This window comes from Pseudomonas sp. Pmew2 (genome assembly GCF_058129885.1).
In genome coordinates, this window is record NZ_CM176702.1 from 3,624,297 (window position 1) to 3,647,344 (window position 23,048).

Genomic DNA, 23,048 nt, shown 5'->3' on the forward strand with positions numbered 1-23,048 from the left:
TGCCACGCTTGCCTAGACTGAGCCGTCGGTTACAGGCCGTCGTGGTCAGCCAGGTCTGATGCCAAGGAACAGCAATGAATCGAAATGAACTGCGCAAGGCCGACATCAACCTGATGGTGGTCTTCGAGACATTAATGCAGGAGCGTAACGTCACCCGGGCAGCCGAAAAGCTGTTTCTCGGCCAACCCACGATAAGCGCCGCACTGAATCGCCTGCGCAACCTGCTCAATGACCCGTTGTTCATCCGCGTCGGGCATCGTATGGAGCCGACCGCGCGCGCCCATGAGATTCTCAAGCACCTGACGCCAGCGCTGGATGCCATGTCTACCGCGCTGAGCCTGACCACCGATTTCGATCCCTCGGTCAGCAAGATGACTTTTCGCATCGGCCTGACCGACGACGTCGAATTCGGCCTGTTTCCCGCCATGCTCAAGGCCATCCGCGAGGAGGCGCCTGGCGTGGTGATCGTGGTCAAGCACGTCGACTATCTGAATATCTCCGAAGTGCTGATGTCCGGAGACATCACCGTCGGCGTCTGCCTGACCCGTGAGCTGCCGGCCAATGCCAAACGCAAGACGCTGCGCAACGTGCAGCCACGGCTGGTACGCGCCGACAAACCACGCGGCCCGATGAGCATCGACGAATATTGTTCACGACCTCATGTGGTGGTGTCGCACGTGGCCAGCATCAGCAGCTTTGCCGATGAGTGGCTGACCGCACTGGGTCGCAAGCGTCAGGTCGTGTTGTCAGTGCCGCAGTTCGCCACCCTGCCCGCACTGATGGCTGGCACCGACATGATTTCGGGCCTGTCCGACTACGCGGCCAAGGCCATGAGCGCCTTGGGTCTGCTGTATGACGAGCCGTTGCCCTTCCCCACGCCGGGGCTGGACCTGTCGATGACATGGCTGAGTGTGATGGACAGCGACCCTGCCGAGCGTTGGCTGCGCAGCAGGATCGAGGAGTTCATGGGCGAGCGCCAGGAAGCGCCCGCCCTGGCCGGTTGATCAGCCGAAACGACCGGTAATGTAGTCTTCGGTCTGGGTCTTGGAGGGCTTGGTGAAGATGGTGTCGGTGTCGCCGTGCTCGATCAGTTCACCCATGAACATGAAGGCGGTGTAGTCGGAGCAACGCGCCGCCTGCTGCATGTTGTGGGTCACGATGATCACGGTGAACTGCTCCTTGAGTTCAGTGATCAGCTGTTCGATACGCCCGGTCGAAATCGGGTCAAGTGCCGAAGTGGGCTCATCGAGCAGCAACACCTGAGGGCGCAGCGCGATGGTGCGGGCGATGCACAGACGTTGCTGCTGACCACCGGACAGACCGGTTGCGCTCTGCTTGAGCTTGTCCTTGACCTCATCCCACAACGCCGCACCACGCAGTGCCTGCTCGACGCGATCTTCCATTTCCCGACGCGACAGCTTTTCGTGGTGCTTGATGGCATAGGAAATGTTGTCGTAGATCGACATCGGAAACGGCACTGGCTTCTGGAACACCATGCCCACGTGACTGCGCAGGCGGTTCATCGAGTAGCCTGGCGCCAGGATGTTTTCGCCATTGAGCAGCACTTCGCCGCGCGCTTCCTGTTTCGGGTACATCGCGTAGATACGGTTGAAAACGCGCAGCAGGGTCGATTTACCGCAACCCGACGGGCCGATGATCGCAGTGATGCGCTTCTCGGGGATGGTCATGTCGATGGACTTCAACGACTTCTGGTTGTTGTAGAAAAACTCCAGACCGCGCACTTGGATCTTGGTCTTTTCGTTGGCCAGGGAAAGGTTGTTCATCAGGACGCCCTATTGCGCAGAAGAATTAAGCGAGACAGCAGACTCAGTATCAGTACGAACAACGTCATGACCAGCGCACCGGCCCATGCCAGGGAGTGCCAGTCATCGAACGGGCTCATGGCGTACTGGAAAACCACCACCGGAACACTGGCGATTGGTTTGAGCAGATCACTGCTCCAGAACTGGTTGCCGAAAGCGGTGAACAGCAGCGGCGCGGTCTCGCCGGTGATACGTGCCAATGCGAGCAATACGCCGGTAACCACACCCGCCTTGGCAGCGCGCAAGACGATTTGCAGAGTCAGCTTCCATTGCGGCACACCCAGCGCCAGTGCGGCTTCACGCATGGTCGAGGGTTGCAGTTGCATCATTTCGTCAGTGGTACGCACCACCACCGGGATCACCAGCAATGCCAGAGCCAGCGCGCCGGCAATCGCCGAAAAGCCCACTTGATGGCCTGTGACTGCGTTGAGCGGCAGTACCACAACGGTGTAAACGAACAGGCCGAGCACGATGGAAGGTGCCGACAGCAGGATGTCGTTAATAAAGCGTACTGCGTTACCCAGCTTGGTGTAGCGAGCAAACTCGGCCAGCCAGATACCGGCCATCAGGCCGATTGGTGTACCGATCAACAGGCCTATGCCCGACATCAGCACGCTGCCATAGAACGCGTTGGCCAGGCCACCCTCGGTGCCAGGCGGCGGGGTCATGCCGGTGAACAACTGCAGGTTTAGCGCGTCGATACCCTTGATGATAGTGGTCAGCAGAATCCACACCAGCCACAGCAGGCCGAAGGCAGTGGCACCACAGCTGAGCACCATCGCAATCTTGTTCTTGATGCTGCGAACCCGATACAGGCTCTCGCTGCCTGTCACATCCTTACTCATAACCCCTCCTTACGCGAAAGGCGCGACAGCATCAGACGTGCAAGGGCCAGCACGATGAAGGTGACCACAAACAACAGGAAGCCAAGGGCGATCAGTGCCGAACGGTGCAAGTCGGTATAGGCTTCGTTGAACTCGTTGGCGATCACCGAAGCAATGGAACTGCTCGGCATCATCAGCGATGCAGAGAACTGATGGGCGTTGCCCAGTACAAAGGTGACCGCCATTGTTTCACCCAGCGCGCGTCCCAAGCCGAGGAACACACCGCCGACCACTGCCGAACGGGTGTAAGGCAGCACGATGTCCCAGACCACTTCCCAGGTCGTGCCGCCCAGTGCGTAGGCCGACTCTTTGAGGGCCACGGGCACGGTACGGAAGACTTCCTGCATAACCGAGGTAATGAACGGCGTGATCATGATCGCCAGCACGATACCGGCGGTCAGCATGCCGATACCCAGCGGCGGGCCTTGAAACATCGGACCGATCAGCGGCAGTGCGCCGAGGTTTTCGGTGATCCAGGGTGACAGGTGTTCAGCCATGAACGGGCCAAAGACAAACAGCCCCCACATGCCGTAGATGATCGACGGGATACCTGCCAGCAGCTCGATGGCCGAGGCAATCGGCATGCGCAGCCAAGGCGGAGCTACTTCGGTCAGAAAGATTGCAATGCCGAAACTCACCGGGACGGCGATCAGCAAAGCCAGAAAAGAGGTAACCAGGGTGCCGTAGATCGGAACCAGCGCGCCGAACTTGCCGGCGTTCACGTCCCACTCGGTGCTGGTCAGAAAGCCAAACCCGAAAGTCTGGAATGCCAGACTGCCGCCCCACAGGGTCGACAAGGCAATACAACCCAGCAAAGCAAGCACCAGCATTGCTGCGGCCTGCAATGAACGCTTGAACCACAGGTCATGACGATGATCCCGTTTGGCGCGCTTCTCGCCCTCGGACTCACCAGCGGAGACGTTAGCGGACAGGTATTGGGGGTTTTCAGTCATGTTGAGGCCACTCGCAAGGAAAAGCCCCTGTCACCGAGCCTATATCGCGGCTGATGACAGGGGTGGTACGGGTTGAATCACTTACTTGGTGAATTCCGTTTTCCAGTAGCTTTCCACGCGTTCAACCAGCGATTTCGGCAATGCTACGTATTCCAGCTTCTCGGCCTGTTTCTGGCCGTTTTCCAGGGACCATTTGAAGAAGTCGAAAGCGGCTGCGCTTTTCTCTTCGTTCTTGGCTTTCTTGTACATGATGATCCAGGTGGTCGCGGTGATCGGCCATGCAGCCTCACCCGGCGCGTTGGTCATGATCAGGTTGAAGTCTTTGGCGCTCGCCCAGTCGGCAGTGTCAGCAGCGGCAGCAAAAGCCTTGGCGTCTGGCTTGATGAATTTGCCGGCAGCGTTTTTCAACTGGGTGTAAGACAACTTGTTGGTCGTCGCGTAGGAGTACTCAACGTAACCGATCGAACCCTTGATCTGTTTCACGTAGGCAGAAACACCTTCGTTACCCTTGCCACCCACACCGGCTGGCCACTGCACGGTCGAACCGAACTTCAGCTTCTCGTTCCACTCCGGGCTGACTTTGCTCAGGTAGTTGGTGAAGTTGTAAGTTGTACCCGAACCGTCCGAGCGGTGAACAACGGTGATCGCAGTATCAGGCAGCTTCACGCCCGAGTTCAGGGCAGTGATTGCCGGGTCGTTCCACTTCTTGATGTCGCCCATGAAGATCTTGGCGATAGTTGGGCCGTCCAGCTTCAGCTCGCCACTTTCAACGCCTTCGACGTTGACGATCGGCACGATACCGCCGATGACGCTTGGGAACTGACCCAGACCGCCAGCCTGCAGGTCCTCAGCGGACATAGGGGCGTCGGATGCACCGAAGTCAACAGTCGCTGCCTTGATCTGGGCAATACCGCCGCCCGAACCGATGGACTGATAGTTGATACGGTTATCCTTGGTTTTGCTGTAGTCCTGGGACCACGCTGAAATAACCGGGTAGACGAAACTCGAACCAGCACCTGTGACATCAGTCGCATGGGCCACACCGCTGAGGCACAGCGAAGCGATCAGAAGCGACAAGCGTTTTTTAGTCAGCAGTATCACGGTAATACCTCAGTCCAGGAGATTGTGTGGTGGCCCAGTTAAGGAGGCCCGAGGCGGATTTAAAACCTGAAATGTTGCTGTTTCATGACAATCCAACGAATCGTGTCGGTGAGGGAACTTTTTTGTAGGCGATTTCCTACGCTGCCGACGCTGAAAAACCCTGTAGAACCCAATGTTTACGGCGAAATCATGCCCCACAGCGCAAAATAGCTTTTTGCCACCCTTAGATAGATAGCCAAACGCCATCTGCGTTATAAAAATGTAAGAAAGTATGATTTTAAGAATCGTTGGGGATGACCAGACGGTCACGTTATAGCTAAATCAACTTAAAAATTTTCCATCAGCGCTCATCACATCTATGCAAATCAGCGAATGCAAAAGGTTTGAAACCGCCGACGCAAGGAGTCGGCATTGGTGGGAGCGTGTCGCACGAAGCTACCGTTCGTCGGGTTCAACGGCACCTATGGCCACTGGCCAATGACCAATGACCAATATACGTACGTTAAAGAACTACTTTAAAACAACGGAGTAAGCATCATGATCAAGACCAAACTGACTGCCCTCACCCTGGCAGGCCTGATGGCCGTCGCTTCGGGTGCAGCCTTTGCCGAATCGACGACCAGCTCTGAAACGCCAATCAACAAGAATGCGACCAAGCTGCCGGGCACTAACACCCAGCCGATGGACCGCACCTCTTCCGAAACTCCTGGCGCGCAAACAGACAGCAAAAAAGCGGCTGCCGAAAAGTCGATGAATCATGACAAGGGCGCACATGGCACGCACGACAAGAGCAACGTTACTGAAAAAACCAAGACTCAGTAATTATGCTTCTGACGCGGGCAGAACAACATGTTTTGCTCGCGGGTCAGTGGCAGATCCCGTAACACCGTTCTACCCCATTGCACTCACGGAGGTTGCAGCATGATCAGGAATAGATTGGGGGCATTAGGCCTTGCAGCACTGCTGGCGCTCTCGTGCGCAAGCGCATTCGCAGGCTCTACAGGCCCGACGAACCCGGTAGGCGACGGTCCGAAAGTACCCGGCACCGGAACGGAAAAGAACGTGGACGGAACCAGTCCCGGCGCGCCAGGCACAAGCCCCGGCACCAAAGGCATGGACCCGCTGCCCGGAAAGAACGGCAGTGCGGCTGACAAGCCTCATGACTCGAAACAACCGCATGACGCCAATCACCAAGACAGTCAGGATGAACACAAAGCGCCTTGATGGCAGGCCAGCTCTTCAATGACGTCGGCAGCATGTTCAGTTGCCCACTGCACATAACACACCTCCACCGGCATACCATGCTCGGCGCAGAAATCCAGCCAGCGCAGTTGGTTGTCCTGGAGACGATCCCCTGGTCCTTTGACCTCTATCATTCGATAACGCCGCTGCTCCGGGAAGAACTGGATCAAGTCCGGCATTCCGGTCCGGTTGGCTTTTACATCCTGCAACAGACGACGAAACCAGTGACGCAGGTGCTCAGCGGGCAGGCAATACAGTGCCTGCTCCAATAGCTGCGGCGTCAATGCAGCCCAGAATACGAAGGGTGATTGCAGGCCGAATTTGCTTTGAAAATGCTCGCGAATGGTCGTCAGATATTCACCTGACTCCAGTTGCATCAGGCAGGCATCGAACAATGCCACCCTGTTTTGATAGAAATCCGGGCTGTACAGGTCGCTGGGCGCACTGTGAAACGGGTGAAAGAATGCGCCAGGCAAGGGCGCGAAAATGGCCTTCCAGCACAGCAGACCAAACAGGGAATTGATCAGCGCATTCTCGACGTAATGCACTTCCCCACCCTGCTCTTGTTCAAGGTGCTGGCGTATCAGACGTTCGACACTCACCCCCGCCAATGGCGCAACCTGCACGTCCAGCCGCGAGACGATACGCGCCGCGCGCCTGCGCTCGACCGTCAGGCCGAGCTTGCGTTGCAGTCGTGGCAACACGCGCGACAAATGCTGAACCTCGGCATCACTTTCCGGGGCACTCCGCGCCTGCTGCACAAGCGTCATGGCGGCTGCGTATTCGGCGTTGCGTTCCAGCACCCGGATCTGCCGCGAACGCGCGCCGGGGTAGCTGGACTGACGGTACACCGCCATCGCCAGAGGCCAGTCCTGCAGGCGCTCGGCCTGTTGCCCGATGCGAAACAGCAGTTTGGCGCGGCGCATATGCAACCACGCATTGCCGCACTGGACCGCGATGACCTGTTCGGCCAGCGCATGCAGATCGATGCAGGCTTCCAGCGCTTCTCGACAGGCATGCAATTGCAGGCACACATCGATGTCGGCGCGCTGATTGATGACGCGCGACTGCACCGAAAATTCGACCTTTTCGTAGCGGTAGATACCCAGATCAGCCAGCACGAACTCTGACCACTCCTGATACAGATTGCCGAAGTACAACAATCGCAGGCGGTCACAGAGCGGCATGATGTTCAGGCCGAACACGGCGTCAGACAACGTCGGGTGCCATTGCTCAAGTGCCTGTGGCGCTTCATACAACGGCTGCAAGCGCTCCAGCCATGCCTGCTTGCGCTCTGGCCCCTTGACTGCATGGGCTTTGAAGCACTGGGTCAGCTCGTCGCGGCGCAGCAACTGGAACAGTTCGCTCAAACCCAGTGGCGGGCTGGTGACGACCCAGCCGCGATCCAGCAGCGGCTGCACTGCCTCACGAGGGTCGCCGATTTCGACGTAACTCAGTTTGCTGGCCCGAAACAATACGCCCTTGCGCATCACCATGCGTACCAGCAGACCCTGGGCACGCACGGGCGCCTCGGCAAACTCGCTGATGAAACGGCGCTCGGCTGCGTCGAGCAGGTCGTCGTAGCGCAGGGCAATCCAGGCAAGGACCTGCCGGAAGTTTTCCAGGTAATAGAACGGATTGTCGAGAGGAGCAGTATTCAAGGCCAGCGTTCACATGAAAATGATCAGACTGGACAAGAATACTGGTTATCCGTACAGATTCCAGCTCAAATACCTGCTGAGCGCCGGTCGGCCGATCAATGGCACGTATCGCGGCCAGACAGTCGGCCTTAGAATCAGTGGGATAACCTCTGTAGCCAAGAGTCGGATATGCAAACGCCACTGGTTTATCTCGCAGGCTTCGACGTGTTCCGGCCCGACGCCGTCGAGTACGGACGCTACCTCAAGGCGTTATGCTCGGCACACGGGCTTGAAGGTTTGTACCCCTTCGACAATGAAGTGACCCTCGGGCGCACGCCGCATGAAACTGCGCAGCAGATTTACTCGATGAATATCGCGATGATTCATCGCTGCTCTGCCGTACTGGTCAACCTGAATGTGTTTCGCGGTCTGGAGCCGGATTCGGGCAGCGCATTTGAAGTCGGTATGGCGGTGGCATTGAACAAGCCCGTTTGGGCGTACTTCGAGCCAGTGACCTCGTTGCGCGAACTGGTTTCTCATGATGAACACGGGTTTGATCGCGACGGCTTTATGGTTGAGGACTTCGACTTGCCCCGCAACCTGATGCTCGCCTGTAGCTGGGCGGGTACCAGCTCTACCGTGGAGCTGGGTGCCGAGGCACTGGCAAGGTACCTGAATGGCTTAAAGGTCATGCCCGGCGAGTAGCTGAACGCACGCGCTCACCCCCAACCCAGAAAGTCCCCGCCGTTGTCACGCAGCATCTGCAACATGCCCTCTGCCGCTGGCGACAGGTAGCCGCCCTTGCGCAGGGTCACGCCGATTGTGCGCTTGAGCGTGGTCTGTTCCAGTGGCACTTCACGCAGGTGTTGCATGGTCTTGCCAAACTCCAGCGACTCGCGGGCGATGAAGCTCAGCAGGTTGCTTTGAGCAATCAAGCCTGGCAACAGGGAGATCGAGTTCGCCTCGATCTGCACTGTCGGCAGCGGCAGGCCGTTGGCAGCAAAGGTCGCGTCCAGCCACTTGCGTGATGAAACGCTGACTGGCGGAAGTACCCAGCGATACGCGCAGAGGTCACTCATCTTCAATGAGGTCTTGATGCATAGGAATTTCAAAATGCCTATGCATGAACCTGACGCTGTGAAGGAGGCGTCATGCCTTCATAGCGATGCGTAGGAAGACGCTGATGCGTTACTTATGCAGTGAAAATCCCTATAAATCCGCATTAACACAGTTTATTTTACCGCTGAGCCTAGGTGCGGACGCACCTTCCCCCTGTCAGGGCTTCACGTACCTCATCTGCGCGATCGCCTGAGCGTTGAGGACCAGTCCCTGCACCGTCAGCCCGCTGATCGCTGCCGTGTATACCATCCGCGCGCCACACAGCACGCAGCGGAACGGATCGACGTTTAGAAAGGCTTTGGCCATCGGCGCAAAATACAGCTTTGGTACCGGTCCTGGCGTCGCCATCTTCAGTGCTTCATACACCTTCGGCAGGTATTTCCCACACACCCGATTGGCCAGAAAACCAAAATACCGGATCATCCGGAAATGCTTTTCCGGGATGTGCTGGACCACCCGGCGCAGCATGTCGGCCTGGCTCAGCGTTTCCTGCTGATAGGTCTGCGTGCGGTGATCCAGGTAGGTAAAGCTCAACGTGGCCCCGCAGGTGTAATGCGCCAGACGACTGCCCGAGATCGGCGGTTTTTTCAGGTAGCGGCCCAGGTAATTGACGGTCTTTCGGCCGTTTTCCGTCTTCTTCGACAAGTGGATGTGCCAGTGCTGGCCACCAGCGGTCAGTATCAAACGGCGCCAGTCGCTTTCACAGTGGATGTGGGCCAGCTGCGGCGGCATCGTCAGTTGCGAAAGCGGCTGTCCCAGCAGGTAATCGCGCACCAGCCACATCCAGCGCCGCCGCAGGGCCTCTTTGTGGAACGACAGATTTTTCCAGACGCCCTGCTCATCCAGGCCGCCCGCGGTCACCGACAGGTGGACGTGGGGATGCCAGTTGAGCCGCCGGCCATAGGTGTGCAGCGCACCGAAAATCCCGACGCGCAAACCGCGCCGCTTGAAGATCGGGTGGTGTTTGCTGGCGACCACCACGGCTTCGTCCCTGAGTATGGCGAAGCTGGTGACGTCTTCGCTATCGGGTGCCAGTGCGCAGATGATCATGTCCAGCTGGCCTGAACGCAGCGACTCACGCAACAGGTCATCCTGGCCTATCACCAGCTTGAAAGTGACATCCGGCGTACGCTGTAACAGGGCCGAGGTCAGTTTCGGCATCAGGTATTCCGCCATCGTCGCGGCGCAGCCGACGCGAATGTTGCCCACCATGCCACTGGCGAAATCCCTTACTTCCCGCTGGGTCTGGGCAATGCTCTGCTGCAGTTCCTTGCCGCGTGCCTGCAACAGCTCACCCACCGGGGTCAGTTTGATGCGTCGACCGTCACGCTGAAACAGCCGCGTTCCGAATGATTCCTCCAGCCGCTGAATGCTTTTTGTCAGCGCGGGCTGACTGCGATTGAGCTTTTCCGCGGCTCGCCCGAGGTGGCCCAGTTCGGCAATGGTTTCAAAATAAGTGAGATCGCGCAGGTCCATATCTATCAACCAAAGTTATCAATTCATGATTATTAGAAAATAGACTTGATCGGTTGCCAAGTCGATACTGTTTGCATGTGATCCACCCGATTCAAGGAGAACGTCCTTGTCACACGCTTCACGCTTCACGCTTTTCACTTTCCACCCTTGCCCCGTTGACTCAATGGACGGGCCTGATCCTGATGGCCGGTGCTGCCGGTCAACTGCTCAAACTGTTCAATATGCCTGCTGCGATGTTCCTCGGCCCCATGCTGGTTGCTATCGGCTTTGGCGTGTCGGGCGCCACCATCCGCATGCCCAAGCGGGCGTTTCAACTCGGCCAGGGCACCGTTGGTGTGCTGATTGCGCATGCCATGTCAGTCAGCATATTGCTCACGGCGCTACAGTCCTGGCACGTCATGCTGCTGGCCACGATCCTGACTGTGGTGCTGAGCGCGGCGGTGGGTCTGGTACTGGTGCGCTTTGGCGGAATCCCGAGTAACACTGCCGCCTGGGGCACGTCGCCCGGCGCAGCTTCGGCGATGGTCGCCATGTCCGAGGATTACGGCGCAGACTCGCGAGTCGTTGCCACCATGCAATATGTGCGCGTGGTCTGCGTGGTCACCATCGGCGCGCTGGTCAGCCATTTCATCGGCGCACCGGATTCCGGGGCTGACCTGCACAGCACCGCAGCCGCCTTACATAGCCTGAACCTGATCGACCTCGCCCTGAGTCTGGCAGTGATCGTAACGGGCGTAGCACTGGGCTCGCGCCTGCCAGCGGGTGCCTTACTGGTGCCGTTGATGCTGGGCGGCGCGCTGCAACTGAGCGGCGTCATGCAGATCAGCATTCCTGACTGGCTGCTGCCAATTGGCTATGGTGCTATCGGCTGTTATGTAGGGCTGCGTTTCGACCGGCCGACAGTGCAATACGTGTGGCGACGACTGCCGATGATGATTCTGGCCTCACTGCTGCTGATCGTTCTGTGCGCCCTGTCGGCCTGGCTGATTGCAGTGATGATGGGCAAGGATTACCTCTCGGTGTACCTGGCAACCAGCCCGGGCGGCCTGGACACCATGGCCATTATTGCCATCGATACTCATGCCGATGTCGGCTTCGTGCTGGCCATGCAGACCCTGCGCCTGTTCGGCGTGATCCTGACCGGCAGTTTCCTGGCCCGGCAGATTATCCGCCTGAGCGACAAACGCATCCCTGCGCTCTGATTGCCGATGCCAGGCTCAGCCGTTCACTCATGCCCCGCCAGAGCACTGGCCAGGCTGGGTGCCAGCGGCAACACCGGCAACAGCGTGGCCTGATAGGCGTGATAAAGGTCCGGCTTGCCCGGCCAGATATCAGCACTTGGTTCGTTGCGCTGGTTCAGCTCATGGCGCCAGCTGCCATGCTCATGATCGATGAACAGGGTCTCGTTGAATTCCCAGAAACGGCGATACCAATCTTCGTACTGTTGCTCGCCGGTACGTTGCAGCAACGCTGCAGCAGCAGCGGCCGCTTCGCAGTGGGTCCAGTGCAGGCGATGACGGACCACTGGCTGGTTCTGCCAGTCAAGGGTGTAGACGATACCCGGCGCACCGTCGACATCCCAGCCGTAGCGGCAGGCATTGGCAAACAGCTCCAGTAACCATTCCGGATTTGAACGCCCGGCGTGGCGACGCGCGGCCTCCAGATGCAGCACCAGCCGTGCCCACTCGAAGGCATGCCCCGGCGTGGTGCCGAACGGCCGGAAGCCATCAGCCGGGTTTTCGCGGTTGTAATCGGGCAGCGGTTGCCAGTTTTGTGTGAAGTGCTCGATGACCTGAAAATTGTTGGCCCCGGCATGTTGATGGATCACCCGCTCGACAATGCTCAACGCCCGGTCGAGCCATTGAGCATCGCCGGTCACGTCGGCCAGCGCGAGGAAGGCTTCGGTGCTGTGCATGTTGCTGTTGGCACCGCGATAGGCCTCTTCGTTGCTCCAGTCCTGCGCAAACGACTCACGCATGGCACCTTCCTGCTCGCTCCAGAAACGGGTCTGGATGATCTGGATGGCCTCGGACAGCAATGCTTGCGCGCCAGGCCGCCCCGCCACCACGGCAGAACTGGCCGCCAGTGCGACGAAAGCGTGCAGATACGCTTGTTTGTCGGTTTTGCCGCCGTCTTCGAGCGCGGCACTGAACCAGCCATCGTGTTCGGCATCGCGCAACGGGCCACGCAATGCGGCGATGCCATGATCGACCAGTGCGGCACAGCCGGGTATGCCTTGCGCATGGGCCATGGCAAAACAGTGGGTCATACGTGCGGTATTCATGGTTTCGGCCGTGGCGCCGACCATCAGACGGCCGTAGTCATCAAGACTGCCAAAACCGTTGTCGAGTCGGGAAGCCTTGGCGAAGGTCAACAGACGGTTGCCTTCCAGTGCCAGCCATTGATGATGGGCTGGCGAGCGCAGCCAACTGCTGAAGGTGTGATTATTATTATCCATGACGCGATGCCGCCCCCTTCGATAAGGTTGTGCCCAGACTGTACCGGAGGTCATTTCGACCGAGGGCATAATGCGCGCCCGGTCGATCGTCGGCAAGCGGACACAACCTGTATCAATGTAGGGTTTTACACCTTGAAGCGTGAGACCACCTGATTCAGGTCAGCAGCAAGACGCGACAATTCATGACTCGACGCACTGATCTGGTTGGCACCCTGAGTCGACTGCATGGACAGATCGCGAATGTTGACGATGTTGCGGTCGACTTCACGCGACACTTGCGCCTGTTCTTCCGCAGCGCTGGCAATCACCAGATTACGCTCGGAAATCTGATTGATCGACGATGTGATATCACTCAACGACTCGCCCGCGCCCTTGGCCAGCGCCAACGTCGAATCGGCCCGGTCGCGGCTGGTGTTCATCGAGTCGAGCGCCTGCGCAGAAACGCTGCGCATGGCATTGACCATCGAGTCGATTTCCAGCGTCGACTGCTGTGTTCGATGCGCCAACGCACGGACTTCATCCGCCACTACCGCGAAACCACGGCCCGACTCGCCCGCGCGCGCCGCCTCGATGGCCGCGTTGAGCGCCAGCAGGTTGGTCTGTTCGGCAATCGAGCGGATCACGTCCAGCACCTTGCCGATATCCTGAGACTGATTGGCAAGGTTCTGCACCAGTGTCGAGGTGGCCTGCACGTTGTCGGTCAGTGTCTGGATCGACTGCACCGTCTCGATCACCCGCGTCTGGCCTGCCAGTGCCGAGGTACTGGACTGGGTGGAGGCGTCCGACGTGGACACGGCGTTACGCGCGACTTCTTCTACCGCCGAGGTCATTTCGTTGATCGCCGTGGCGGCCTGATCGATCTCTGCATTCTGCTGGTTCAATCCGCGATAGCTGTCCTCGGTGACCGAGTTTAGCTCGGTGGCCGCCGACGCCAGCTGGGTAGCCGAGCTGCCGATGTGGCGCATGGCTTCACGCAAATTGACCTGCATCATTGCCAGCGCACGCAGCAGTCGGGTGACTTCGTCTTCGCCGTCGACCTCGATGGTATGGGTCAGGTCGCCGTTGGCAACCTGCTCGGCAGCAGTGACGGCACGTTGCAACGGCCCCACGATACTGCGGGTCAGCCAGAGCGCCAAACCGATGGTGCACAATGCGGCGATAACGACAAAGACAATGACGATGTCACGCGATTTGTCGTACTGGGCTTCGGCCGACTTGCCTTCGGCATCCACCTTGGTGACATAGAAATCAGCCAGATCATTGAGCTGTTTGCCGGAGCCATCGACGATCTGCTTCATATCGACCAGCAGCAGCTTGTTCAGACCGGTGCTGTCGCCCTGCCCGGCGAGAACAAAAGAGCGATCCAGCGCGCTGCGGTATTGACCCATGGTGACCATGAACTGGTCAGTCAGGGTCTTCTCTTCAGGGGTGTCGACGAACGTCTTGAGAATGCCCAGCTTCTTGTCCAGATCACCCAGACGTACGTCCAGTTGCCCGCGATAGGTCGGAATGCTCGCAGGGTCGGTGTCGAGCGCCATGCGCAAGGAGATGGTCCGGATACGCAGCATGATTTCCCGGATATCGTTGACCACTCGCATGCTGGGCAGCCAATTGGTCTCCACTGCCACTTCGCTCTGGCGAATGGTCGACATCTGTGCCAGCGCGAACCATCCAAGTAAAGCCACCAACAGGGAAATCAGGGTAAAACCCAGACCGGCACGACGAGCGATTGTGAGTGTGCGTAGATTCATGACCAGTGCTCTTTTGTATTTGGAGGGCAGTATCTGACGCCAAGTTGTCAGACAACCGAGAGCGTATCGTCCTTGTCCGACAATTCTTTAGGATTGCTGGTGATAATCAGGTTTTTTACTCAAAAGGCCGATCGGCCAACTGGACCGAGCCTGTGCAAGGCGCTGCCCGAAGGGCAGCCTTCAGCGTCCTGCCGCCATTTGCCAGAGCCGCGCCAGGTCACGCGCGCGGTCGTGCAGCAGGCGACTGGCATCGCGACAGGCCTGTTCAAGGCTCATCGGCCCGCTGGCCAGCGCGAAGGCCGCGCCAATGCCGTGCGGGTAAAGCTGCTCGTAGCCTTCGCCCAGCGTTCCAGCCAGCACGATCACTGGCACTTGCTGGCGCTTCGCGACGCGCGCGACGCCAAGCGGCGTCTTGCCGCGCAAGGTCTGCGCATCAAAACGGCCTTCGCCGGTGATGACCAGGTCGGCCCCGGTCAACGCCTGCTCCAGCCCGGTCAGCTCGGCAACCACCTCAACGCCTGCGCGAAACGAGGCATTCAGATACGCCTTGGCAGCAAAGCCCATTCCGCCTGCCGCGCCGCTGCCAGGGCTGTTGCGCTGGTCCAGACCGAGGATCCGCGCCGAATGGTCGGCGAAACACCCAAGTGCGGCATCCAGCGCCACAACCTGCTCGGGCGATGCGCCTTTTTGCGGGCCGAAGATATGCGAGGCGCCATTCGGTCCACACAGAGGATTATCGACGTCGGCGGCAATCTCGACGCACACGTCAGACAAGCGCGGATCAAAGCCGCTCAGGTCGATACGGGCCAGATCGGCAAGCGCGAGACCGCCCGGTGGCAAGGGCTGATCGTCGGCATCGAGAAAGCGTGCGCCCAATGCCGAGAGCATGCCGCTGCCGCCGTCGTTGGTTGCGCTGCCACCGATGGCCAGAATCACGCGACGGGCACCCGCATCCAGTGCCGCCGAGATCAACTGGCCCGTACCTGCTGTGCTGGTCACACAGGCATCGCGCTGTGCCAGCGTCAGTAATTGCAAGCCACTGGCCATGGCCATTTCGATGATTGCCGTTCTGCTCTCGGCCAGCCAGCCCCAATGAGCCTGGACCGGATCGCCCAGCGGTCCGCTGACCCGGGCGCTCATCAGTTCACCATTGCAGGCTGCCAGCAACGCTTCGATGGTGCCCTCCCCGCCATCTGCCATCGGGCATTTGATCAGTTGGGCATGCGGCCAGACCTCGGCCAGACCACTGGCGATGGCGTCGGCAACGGCCTGTGCACTGAGGCTGTCCTTGAACGAGTCGGGGGCGATGACTATTTTCATTGTTGTTCTCCATATCCGATGCTCGCATGCTCTCATCCGCCACCGGGTTTGCCGCCAGCCCTTCGCACAACGATCGGCAACCGTTATCGGGCATTTGAACAAAAACCGTGTTCAGTCGTGACGAGTGATCATCTGCGTGCCCAGATACAGACGCAGCAGGTCATTGGTCTTGTAAGGATCGCAGCCGGTCAGCTCGCCGATCTTCTCCAGCCGGTAACGCAGGCTGTTGCGATGGATGCCCAGGGCTTCGGCGCAGGCCTGGCTTTCGCCGCTGTACTCGAACCATTTGCACAGGGTGTCAAGCAGTTGTACGTGGTTATGCAAACGGCCAATCGGCTCGGCGACGTCTTCAGCCAGCCAGTCGTGGCGGTAGCGCCAGAACAGCACCGGCAAACGGTACGCCTCAAGACGCAGCAAGCGTTGCCCCGGCAGAGCCTGACTGGCGTAATCGAGCAGATCCCGCGCCGCCGCACAGGCATGACGCAAGGCAGGCAGGTCAGCAGACTGAGCCACGGTGGCCATGCGCAGCACCGGCCAGCGGTGCTCATCGAACTGCTTGAGCAGCAGCGCATCGTCACGTTCCTTGCCAGTGGCGCGGCACCAGTACAACAAGGTGGGCTCGCGCAGCACGCACCAGCTGTCGGCGTAACGCGTGCCAAGCCAGGTTGCCACCTGGCTGGCAACCTGCCCTTGCTGGTCAAACTGGATCAATACCACCTGACGCGCCACATGCGGCTGCAAACCAAGCTGGCGGGCTTCATCCACCAGGCTATCGGGGCAATCCGGCAGCAGCAGGCGCGCCAGCAGGTCTTCGCTGCGCTGTGCCCGCCATTGCAGGTCAGCCTGCTGACGACGGTGTTCCATAAGCATCTCGGCGGTCATCTTCACCAGCTCGCCGTACACCCGGACCTCGTCGGGCTCGCCGGTGATGCCGAGCACGCCGACCAATTGATGGTCAAGCATCAGCGGCAGATTGACCCCCGGCTTGACGCCACCGAGCTGCAACGCCGCCTGCGAATCAATTTCCACCACCTGCCGGTTGGCCAGCACCCGCTGCGCGCCCTCATGACGGGTACACAAGCGCTCGGGGTCGCCACTGCCGATGATGATACCCAGGTAGTCCATGACATTGACGTTGTAGGGCAGAATGGCCATGGCCCGGTCGACAATGTCCTGGGCCAGCGCCCGATCAAGGGCGAACATGAAAAGCTCCAGACGCGTGGCAAGGCTTGCAATGGTTAGGCATATGGATACATTTTGTTGAAGTTATAGAACGCCCGAGTGTGCCTGAAAGTGGTCACCGGCGCGACGTACATGGCAGAGTGCCCGCGTCGACCTTTTGAATTTCCACACACGTGCACAGGCCCCTTTTGATCAAATCCCGACTCGCCAGTCTGCTCTCGCTATTGACCCTGCAAGCCTGCACCTCAATGGCGGAAAGCGAAGCACCGACGCAGCGTTTTGAAGACTACCGTCAACAAACCATTGAACTGATCCGCAAGCAACGCAACTTCCAGACCGCCGACCATGAGGCCGAACTGGGCTGGAACGCGCCGCGCCAATGGACCCCGACTGGAACGCCTAAAGGCGGCGTTCTGCTGGTGCACGGGCTGGGTGACTCAGCGTGGTCATTCAATGACGTGGCACAGAAACTCGCCGATCAGGGCTATCTGGTCAGGACTGTGCTGCTGCCGGGGCATGGCACCAGGCCCGAAGACATGCTCGAAGTGCGCCTGGAGCAGTGGCAGCAGGTGGTGCGAGAGCAGACCCAACAGCTAAGCCGCGAGGTGCCGAAAGTCTATCTGGGGGGCTTTTCAACCGGGGCCAATCTGGTGCTCTATTACGCCTATGACCACGAAGAAATTGCCGGGCTGGTGTTGTTCTCGCCGGCATTTCGTTCCAACAGCGGCTATGCCTGGCTGACCCCGTGGATCGGCTGGGCCAGGCCGTGGCTTGCCGCCCCCAACGACGGCCTGCGCCCGATGCAGACGCCGGTTCGTTACATGAACATGCCCACCAACGGTTTCGCCCAGTTCTATCGCAGCAGCGCGCTGACTCAGGACCGCCTGCATCAACGTCGCTATGACAAGCCGGTGTTCATCGCCATCGCCGAGCACGACTCGGTACTCGACACTGATTACGTGCTGGACAATTTCAGCCAGCGCTTCAGTAACCCCGCCAGTCGCCTGATCTGGTACGGCGACCTGCCCGCCCGCGCTGCCAATACGCCGCGCGTCGAGGTGCGCAAGGACTACCTGCCGGAATACCGCATCAGCCGCTTTTCCCACATGGGCCTGCTTTTTTCAGCGGATAACCCGCTTTATGGCGTATCCGGTAGCCAGCGCATCTGCTGGAACGGCCAGAGCACACCGGACACCGCGAAATGCATGGCGGGCGAGCCGGTGTGGTATTCGGACTGGGGCTATACCGAACCGGGCAAGATCCACGCACGCCTGACCTTCAACCCGTATTTCGAGTGGCAAACCCAAGTGATGCTCGGCGTGCTGAATGCAACACAGTAAAACTCAAAGGCTCTTACTCCAGCGGCACCAGTCGCTCACGGCTGTTGCTCAGGTGCGTCCACATCGCCGCACGCGCTGCATCCGGGTCCTTGCGGCGAATAGCGCTGAGCAGTGCTTCGTGTTCAAGGTTGGCCAGATAGCCTTGATGCGCGAGGTTATTGCCCGCCCGCTCGCTTGACGCAATGCGGCTACGCGGAATGATCGCGCTGCCCAGGTGCTGCATGATTTCCATGAAGTACGGGTTGCCGGTGGCTTCGGCGATGAGCATGTGAAAGCGTTTGTCGGCCTCCACACAACTGTCGTCATTGGCCAGCAGATCCTGATAATCGTCCAGTGCCTGACGCATGGCCGCCAGTTGCTCATCGGTGCGGCGCACAGCCGCCAGCGCGACGGCCTGGGTTTCCAGGCCAATACGCAGTTCGATGATATCGCGCACCCGTGAAACGGTTTCAACCTTCAGACGCAGGCCGGTCTGGTCACTGCGCTCCAGCACAAACGTACCGATACCGTGGTGGGTCACCACCAGCCCTGACGCCTGCAACTTGGAAATGGCCTCGCGCACGACAGTGCGACTGACGCCGTGCTCACGAACGATCTGGTTTTCGGAAGGCAGCTTCTGACCGGGTGCGATTTTGCCCAGCAAAATACGCTGGCTCAGTTCGGTGACCAGATCGGTGGCCAGGCTGTGCTGACGACGTTTGGGCGCTGCGCTGACAGGCTCTTGCATGGCGAATGAATCCTGACTTGTCTGGTCGGGCTGCCGTATCACGTTCATGACAGCGCGAATGTGAGGTTGAGTGCGCAAAAAGGCCGGTGGCATCGGCCTGCGCAGTTGTCTTACTTGTATTACAAGCTATCTGTCACTGTCAAAGCTCTTGATTTACCTCGAAGCGTTTTTTTCAATAGCACAGCTTGAAAGAAACGGCCCGTGAATAGGTCGTACCCGGCTCATAAAAAAGGCTGATACCCAGCAATCAATGGGTAAAAATGTTAAATTAACATCGTCATACTGACGCACCCTGCGCATGTACCTGCATCCAGAAAAACTTTCCCAATCGTCCAAATCATCAGCATCAGGGGATTGCACAAGCCTTTTTTACTTGTATGATGACCGACAATGCGAGGGACACACTTCGCACATACCCGCATAAAAACAACGAGTGGGAGATTCAACTGTGAGCACATCCAATTCCAGGATGGCCGACGGCACTGATTCGGTTCTGAGTTCAGCCGTATCGAAGGTCAAACGTCACGTCCTGCCGCTTTTCGTCATCATGTTTATCGTCAACTACATCGACCGGGTGAACATCGGCTTTGTGCGTTCGCACATGGAGCATGACCTGGGTATCGGTGCTGCTGCCTATGGCCTGGGTGCCGGACTGTTCTTCATCGGTTATGCCCTCTTCGAAGTCCCTTCCAACATCCTGCTGCAGAAAGTCGGCGCACGTATCTGGTTGACGCGGATCATGCTCACCTGGGGCATCGTTGCTGCCTGCATGGCCTTCATCCAGAACGAAACCCACTTCTACATCCTGCGTTTTCTGCTGGGTGTGGCCGAGGCAGGCTTCTTTCCAGGCGTGATCTACTACTTCACCCGCTGGTTGCCCGGGGTTGAGCGCGGCAAGGCAATTGCCATTTTCCTCAGCGGCTCGGCCATCGCTTCGCTGATTTCGGGACCGTTATCAGGCCTGCTGTTGCAGATCACCGGTTTCGGAATGAAAGGCTGGCAGTGGATGTATTTCATCGAAGGCATGTTCTCGGTGGGCCTGTGCTTCTTCGTCTGGTTCTGGCTGGACTCCAAACCGCACGACGCCAAATGGCTGACCCGCGAAGAACAGGACGCGCTGGTCAGCGCCATCGATGCCGAACAGGCTGCCCGCGAAGCGGCGACGCCAGTCAAAGCCTCCATCGGCAAGTTGCTCAAGGACAGCCAGATCATTCTGTTCTGCCTGATCTACTTCTTCATTCAGTTGACCATCTACGCAGCGACCTTCTGGCTACCGAGCATCATCCGCAAAATGGGCAGCCTGACTGACTTTGAAGTCGGCATGTTCAACTCCATTCCATGGCTGCTGTCGATCATCGGCATGTACGCTTTCGCCACGCTGTCCGCCAAGTGGAAGCGCCAGCAGGCGTGGGTAGCGATTGCGCTGCTGATTGCCGCTGCCGGGATGTTCATGTCCACCACTGGCAGCCCGATCTTCGCCTTCGTTGCCATCTGCTTTGCAGCACTGGGTTTCAAGTCGGCTTCGTCGCTGTTCTGGCCCATCCCGCAAGCGTATCTGGATGCACGTATCGCTGCGGCGGTCATTGCGCTGATCAACTCGGTGGGCAACCTGGGTGGCTTCGTGGCACCGACCACTTTCGGCTTGCTGGAAGAGCACACCGGCTCGATCCAGGGCGGGCTGTATGGCCTGACGGTCACATCGATCATTGCCGCGATCATCGTCTTCGCTGCGCGCAATACGCCCAAGCCAGGCGCGACGCCGGTAGCCGCCATCCATACCCCGGCCACGCATTGATGCAGGTTCGAAGCGACGCCATTACAGGCCATATTTTTTTACGGGATCAGCTATGAACATTCAACAAGCCAACATCACCAGCAAGGCCCCTGTCATTACCGAGATGCAGGTAGTGCCAGTGGCTGGCCATGACGACATGCTGCTCAACCTCAGCGGCGCGCATGGCCCTTACTTCACCCGCAATATCGTGATACTCAAGGACAATGCCGGGCATGTCGGCGTCGGCGAAGTGCCGGGTGGCGAGTTGATCCGCCAGACGCTGGAAGACGCACGCTCGCTGGTGGTCGGCAGCAGCATCGGCACTTACCAGAAGATCCTCAATGAGGCACGCAAAGCCTTCGCCGATCGCGATTCGGGCGGCCGCGGCCTGCAGACCTTCGACCTGCGCATTGCCATTCACGCTGTCACCGCGCTGGAAGCCGCCCTGCTCGACCTGCTTGGTCAGCACCTGGACGTACCGGTTGCTGCATTGCTGGGCGAAGGTCAGCAACGTGATCAGGTCGAGATGCTCGGCTACCTGTTTTATGTCGGCGACCAGCGCAAAACCGACCTGGCCTACCGCAGCGAGCCCGACGCCGATAATGACTGGTTCCGCATTCGTCATGAAGAAGCGCTGACTCCGCAGGCGGTGGTCCGTCTGGCTGAAGCTGCGCACCAGCGTTACGGCTTTCAGGACTTCAAGCTCAAGGGCGGCGTACTGAGCGGTGACGCAGAGATCGAAGCCGTCACGGCGCTGGCTGAGCGTTTTCCCGATGCGCGAATTACGCTTGACCCCAACGGAGCCTGGTCGCTCAAGGAAGCCATCCGCCTGTGCCGCGATCAGCATCACGTGCTGGCGTATGCCGAAGACCCGTGCGGAGCGGAAAACGGTTTTTCCGGTCGTGAAGTGATGGCCGAGTTCCGCCGCGCCACCGGGCTGAAGACGGCCACCAACATGATCGCCACCGACTGGCGGGAAATGGGCCATGCCATTCAACTGCAATCGGTGGACATTCCACTGGCTGATCCGCACTTCTGGACCATGCAGGGCTCGGTACGTGTGGCGCAGATGTGCAACGAGTGGGGTCTGACCTGGGGCTCGCATTCCAACAACCATTTCGATATTTCTCTGGCGATGTTCACCCACGTTGCCGCTGCGGCGCCGGGCAACATCACGGCGATTGATACCCACTGGATCTGGCAGGACGGCCAGCGCCTGACCAAGGCCCCGTTGCAGATTATCGGCGGCAAGGTCGACGTGCCCAAGCAGGCGGGGCTGGGCGTCGAGCTGGACATGGACCAGCTGGCCAAGGCTCACGAACGCTACAAAGGCATGGGCCTGGGCGCACGCAATGACGCAGTGGCCATGCAGTTTCTGATCCCGGACTGGAAATTCAACAACAAGCAGCCTTGCCTGATGCGTTGAACCAGCTTAAAAAACCACTCGCCGCCTGCTGACAATCTGGCTGGCACACGGCGCGCAACCCCCTTGCGCGCCGTTTTTTTCAAATCCGGCTTGGCATGCAAAATGGGCATGCTACTGTCTCGTAATCTCCTGTAACGACTAGACCGCATGAGCCATCTTGCCCGCACCCGCCCTCGCCTGACGCTCGCAGCTTTGGTTGGCCTCACCGCCGGCATTGCCTGGGCCTGGCTGATCCCCCACGCAACACTCACGCAGAGCCTGCTGACCGGCTGGGACACAGGGGTATGGCTGTATCTGATCCTTATTTTCGTTCGCACACTGCGCAGCAATGCCGACGATGTCCGCCGAGTCGCGATGATGGAAGACGAAAACGCGGGCGTCATTCTGGTAACGGTCTGCGTGGCGGCACTGGCGAGTCTGGCGGCGATCATCTTCGAAGTCGCGAGCAGCAAGGGCCTGTCCAGCGACGCCAAAATGCTCCATCACGCCTTTACCGGTCTTACCGTCATCGGTTCCTGGCTGATGATCGGGGTGATCTTCAGCCTGCATTACGCACGCATGTTCTATACCTGGAAAGGCAAGGAGCCCGCGCTGGCGTTTGTCGGCGGAGAAAAGCACCCTGACTACTGGGACTTTCTGTACTTTTCGTTCACCCTCAGCGTTGCGGTACAGACCTCCGATGTCGGCGTCGCGACCCGCGAAATGCGCAAGGTTGTGCTTGGTCAGTCGTTGATCTGCTTTGTGTTCAACACCGCGATTCTGGGCTTTTCGATTAATATCGCTGCCAGCCTGTTCAATTAGTGCTCGGTTTCATACAAACCCGTCAAGAGGC

19 protein-coding genes and 4 pseudogenes are annotated in these 23,048 nt (G+C 59.0%); 9 read left to right on the forward strand and 14 right to left on the reverse strand.

The window, feature by feature from the left end; translation table 11 throughout:
* The first annotated feature begins 74 nt into the window (after positions 1–74).
* Positions 75–1,004 carry a LysR family transcriptional regulator gene (locus tag AC4ANK_RS16510; protein ID WP_002553917.1) on the forward strand — a complete coding sequence of 310 codons (930 nt, stop codon included), beginning with the start codon at positions 75–77 and terminating at the stop codon, positions 1,002–1,004.
* On the opposite strand, the gene pstB is transcribed toward AC4ANK_RS16510, so the two are convergent.
* The 4 genes from pstB to pstS all read right to left on the reverse strand — a co-directional run bounded on the left by pstB (position 1,005) and on the right by pstS (position 4,761).
* Positions 1,005–1,784, reverse strand: coding sequence for a phosphate ABC transporter ATP-binding protein PstB (pstB, locus tag AC4ANK_RS16515; protein ID WP_002553918.1), 780 nt, complete (start codon positions 1,782–1,784; stop codon positions 1,005–1,007). It lies immediately after the preceding gene.
* Entirely contained in the window at positions 1,784–2,668 is an 885-nt protein-coding gene (gene pstA / locus AC4ANK_RS16520; protein WP_002553919.1) for a phosphate ABC transporter permease PstA, read from the reverse strand. The genes pstB and pstA overlap by 1 nt, the downstream gene beginning before the upstream one ends.
* Entirely contained in the window at positions 2,665–3,660 is a 996-nt protein-coding gene (gene pstC, locus AC4ANK_RS16525; protein WP_002553920.1) for a phosphate ABC transporter permease subunit PstC, read from the reverse strand. Before pstC ends, pstA begins: the two co-directional genes overlap by 4 nt.
* A gap of 81 nt (positions 3,661–3,741) precedes the next feature.
* Positions 3,742–4,761, reverse strand: coding sequence for a phosphate ABC transporter substrate-binding protein PstS (pstS, locus tag AC4ANK_RS16530; RefSeq protein WP_002553921.1), 1,020 nt, complete (start codon positions 4,759–4,761; stop codon positions 3,742–3,744).
* Positions 4,762–5,298: 537 nt separating this feature from the next.
* Here pstS and AC4ANK_RS16535 point away from each other — a divergent pair.
* Both AC4ANK_RS16535 and AC4ANK_RS16540 read left to right on the forward strand, forming a co-directional pair.
* On the forward strand, positions 5,299–5,583 hold the full coding sequence (locus AC4ANK_RS16535; RefSeq protein WP_002553922.1) for a hypothetical protein: 285 nt from the start codon (positions 5,299–5,301) through the stop codon (positions 5,581–5,583).
* 99 nt (positions 5,584–5,682) lie between these two features.
* Positions 5,683–5,985 (forward strand): hypothetical protein, encoded by a 303-nt coding sequence (locus AC4ANK_RS16540; protein WP_031594938.1) that lies wholly within the window; start codon positions 5,683–5,685, stop codon positions 5,983–5,985.
* Here the strand turns inward: AC4ANK_RS16540 and AC4ANK_RS16545 are convergent.
* Positions 5,961–7,664 carry a VRR-NUC domain-containing protein gene (locus AC4ANK_RS16545; protein ID WP_002553923.1) on the reverse strand — a complete coding sequence of 568 codons (1,704 nt, stop codon included), beginning with the start codon at positions 7,662–7,664 and terminating at the stop codon, positions 5,961–5,963. The two genes, AC4ANK_RS16540 and AC4ANK_RS16545, sit on opposite strands and share 25 nt — an antisense overlap.
* 168 nt (positions 7,665–7,832) lie before the next feature.
* On the opposite strand from AC4ANK_RS16545, the gene AC4ANK_RS16550 reads away from it, so the two are divergent.
* Positions 7,833–8,348, forward strand: a complete 516-nt coding sequence (locus AC4ANK_RS16550) for a nucleoside 2-deoxyribosyltransferase (RefSeq protein ID WP_002553924.1) — start codon at positions 7,833–7,835, stop codon at positions 8,346–8,348.
* Positions 8,349–8,362: 14 nt separating this feature from the next.
* Here AC4ANK_RS16550 and AC4ANK_RS16555 read toward each other — a convergent pair.
* The 3 pseudogenes from AC4ANK_RS16555 to AC4ANK_RS16565 form a co-directional block, all read right to left on the reverse strand.
* Positions 8,363–8,737, reverse strand: a pseudogene (locus tag AC4ANK_RS16555) (LysR substrate-binding domain-containing protein); the annotation flags it as partial.
* A 181-nt stretch (positions 8,738–8,918) separates the two neighbouring features.
* Positions 8,919–9,710 (reverse strand): annotated as a pseudogene (locus AC4ANK_RS16560) (IS91 family transposase); the annotation flags it as partial.
* Positions 9,708–10,238, reverse strand: a pseudogene (locus AC4ANK_RS16565) (LysR family transcriptional regulator); the annotation flags it as partial. The pseudogenes AC4ANK_RS16565 and AC4ANK_RS16560, both read right to left, overlap by 3 nt.
* Before the next feature lie 89 nt (positions 10,239–10,327).
* On the opposite strand from AC4ANK_RS16565, the gene AC4ANK_RS16570 reads away from it, so the two are divergent.
* Entirely contained in the window at positions 10,328–11,440 is a 1,113-nt protein-coding gene (locus AC4ANK_RS16570; protein WP_460385188.1) for an AbrB family transcriptional regulator, read from the forward strand.
* A gap of 23 nt (positions 11,441–11,463) precedes the next feature.
* On the opposite strand, the gene AC4ANK_RS16575 is transcribed toward AC4ANK_RS16570, so the two are convergent.
* The 5 genes and pseudogenes from AC4ANK_RS16575 to AC4ANK_RS16595 all read right to left on the reverse strand — a co-directional run bounded on the left by AC4ANK_RS16575 (position 11,464) and on the right by AC4ANK_RS16595 (position 16,970).
* Positions 11,464–12,696 carry a D-mannose isomerase gene (locus AC4ANK_RS16575; protein WP_460384964.1) on the reverse strand — a complete coding sequence of 411 codons (1,233 nt, stop codon included), beginning with the start codon at positions 12,694–12,696 and terminating at the stop codon, positions 11,464–11,466.
* Positions 12,697–12,821: 125 nt separating this feature from the next.
* Positions 12,822–13,688: a methyl-accepting chemotaxis protein gene (locus AC4ANK_RS16580; RefSeq protein WP_374191733.1), complete on the reverse strand. Its 867-nt coding sequence runs from the start codon at positions 13,686–13,688 to the stop codon at positions 12,822–12,824.
* Positions 13,677–14,447: pseudogene (locus AC4ANK_RS16585) on the reverse strand (MCP four helix bundle domain-containing protein); the annotation flags it as partial. The gene AC4ANK_RS16580 and the pseudogene AC4ANK_RS16585, both read right to left, overlap by 12 nt.
* 180 nt (positions 14,448–14,627) lie before the next feature.
* Complete coding sequence (locus tag AC4ANK_RS16590) at positions 14,628–15,767, reverse strand: glycerate kinase (protein WP_002553929.1); 1,140 nt, start codon at positions 15,765–15,767, stop codon at positions 14,628–14,630.
* A gap of 111 nt (positions 15,768–15,878) precedes the next feature.
* Positions 15,879–16,970 carry a sugar diacid recognition domain-containing protein gene (locus AC4ANK_RS16595; protein ID WP_002553930.1) on the reverse strand — a complete coding sequence of 364 codons (1,092 nt, stop codon included), beginning with the start codon at positions 16,968–16,970 and terminating at the stop codon, positions 15,879–15,881.
* Positions 16,971–17,197: 227 nt separating this feature from the next.
* Between AC4ANK_RS16595 and AC4ANK_RS16600 the strand changes: the two genes are divergently transcribed.
* Positions 17,198–18,289 carry an alpha/beta hydrolase gene (locus AC4ANK_RS16600; RefSeq protein ID WP_460385186.1) on the forward strand — a complete coding sequence of 364 codons (1,092 nt, stop codon included), beginning with the start codon at positions 17,198–17,200 and terminating at the stop codon, positions 18,287–18,289.
* 13 nt (positions 18,290–18,302) lie between these two features.
* On the opposite strand, the gene AC4ANK_RS16605 is transcribed toward AC4ANK_RS16600, so the two are convergent.
* The gene (locus AC4ANK_RS16605) at positions 18,303–19,016 is read right to left on the reverse strand and encodes a FadR/GntR family transcriptional regulator (RefSeq protein ID WP_002553932.1); all 714 of its coding nucleotides are present in this window, start codon (positions 19,014–19,016) and stop codon (positions 18,303–18,305) included.
* A gap of 469 nt (positions 19,017–19,485) precedes the next feature.
* On the opposite strand from AC4ANK_RS16605, the gene AC4ANK_RS16610 reads away from it, so the two are divergent.
* From AC4ANK_RS16610 to AC4ANK_RS16620, 3 genes are all read left to right on the forward strand, one after another.
* Positions 19,486–20,811 carry an MFS transporter gene (locus tag AC4ANK_RS16610; protein WP_005745896.1) on the forward strand — a complete coding sequence of 442 codons (1,326 nt, stop codon included), beginning with the start codon at positions 19,486–19,488 and terminating at the stop codon, positions 20,809–20,811.
* 52 nt (positions 20,812–20,863) lie between these two features.
* Positions 20,864–22,216, forward strand: a complete 1,353-nt coding sequence (gene gudD / locus AC4ANK_RS16615; RefSeq protein ID WP_002553934.1) for a glucarate dehydratase — start codon at positions 20,864–20,866, stop codon at positions 22,214–22,216.
* A gap of 147 nt (positions 22,217–22,363) precedes the next feature.
* Positions 22,364–23,017 carry a DUF1345 domain-containing protein gene (locus tag AC4ANK_RS16620; protein ID WP_057412409.1) on the forward strand — a complete coding sequence of 218 codons (654 nt, stop codon included), beginning with the start codon at positions 22,364–22,366 and terminating at the stop codon, positions 23,015–23,017.
* The last annotated feature ends 31 nt before the right edge of the window (positions 23,018–23,048 follow it).

Coding starts and splice junctions, on each gene's coding strand:
- AC4ANK_RS16550 (WP_002553924.1), top strand. CDS start 7,833: ATGCAAACGCCACTGGTTTATCTCGCAGGCTTCGACGTGTTCCGGCCC.
- pstB (WP_002553918.1), bottom strand. CDS start 1,784: ATGAACAACCTTTCCCTGGCCAACGAAAAGACCAAGATCCAAGTGCGC.
- AC4ANK_RS16510 (WP_002553917.1), top strand. CDS start 75: ATGAATCGAAATGAACTGCGCAAGGCCGACATCAACCTGATGGTGGTC.
- pstA (WP_002553919.1), bottom strand. CDS start 2,668: ATGAGTAAGGATGTGACAGGCAGCGAGAGCCTGTATCGGGTTCGCAGC.
- AC4ANK_RS16595 (WP_002553930.1), bottom strand. CDS start 16,970: ATGTTCGCCCTTGATCGGGCGCTGGCCCAGGACATTGTCGACCGGGCC.
- AC4ANK_RS16605 (WP_002553932.1), bottom strand. CDS start 19,016: ATGCAAGAGCCTGTCAGCGCAGCGCCCAAACGTCGTCAGCACAGCCTG.
- pstC (WP_002553920.1), bottom strand. CDS start 3,660: ATGACTGAAAACCCCCAATACCTGTCCGCTAACGTCTCCGCTGGTGAG.
- AC4ANK_RS16600 (WP_460385186.1), top strand. CDS start 17,198: ATGGCGGAAAGCGAAGCACCGACGCAGCGTTTTGAAGACTACCGTCAA.
- AC4ANK_RS16575 (WP_460384964.1), bottom strand. CDS start 12,696: ATGGATAATAATAATCACACCTTCAGCAGTTGGCTGCGCTCGCCAGCC.
- AC4ANK_RS16580 (WP_374191733.1), bottom strand. CDS start 13,688: ATGATGCAGGTCAATTTGCGTGAAGCCATGCGCCACATCGGCAGCTCG.
- gudD (WP_002553934.1), top strand. CDS start 20,864: ATGAACATTCAACAAGCCAACATCACCAGCAAGGCCCCTGTCATTACC.
- AC4ANK_RS16620 (WP_057412409.1), top strand. CDS start 22,364: ATGAGCCATCTTGCCCGCACCCGCCCTCGCCTGACGCTCGCAGCTTTG.
- AC4ANK_RS16610 (WP_005745896.1), top strand. CDS start 19,486: ATGGCCGACGGCACTGATTCGGTTCTGAGTTCAGCCGTATCGAAGGTC.
- AC4ANK_RS16590 (WP_002553929.1), bottom strand. CDS start 15,767: ATGAAAATAGTCATCGCCCCCGACTCGTTCAAGGACAGCCTCAGTGCA.
- AC4ANK_RS16535 (WP_002553922.1), top strand. CDS start 5,299: ATGATCAAGACCAAACTGACTGCCCTCACCCTGGCAGGCCTGATGGCC.
- AC4ANK_RS16540 (WP_031594938.1), top strand. CDS start 5,683: ATGATCAGGAATAGATTGGGGGCATTAGGCCTTGCAGCACTGCTGGCG.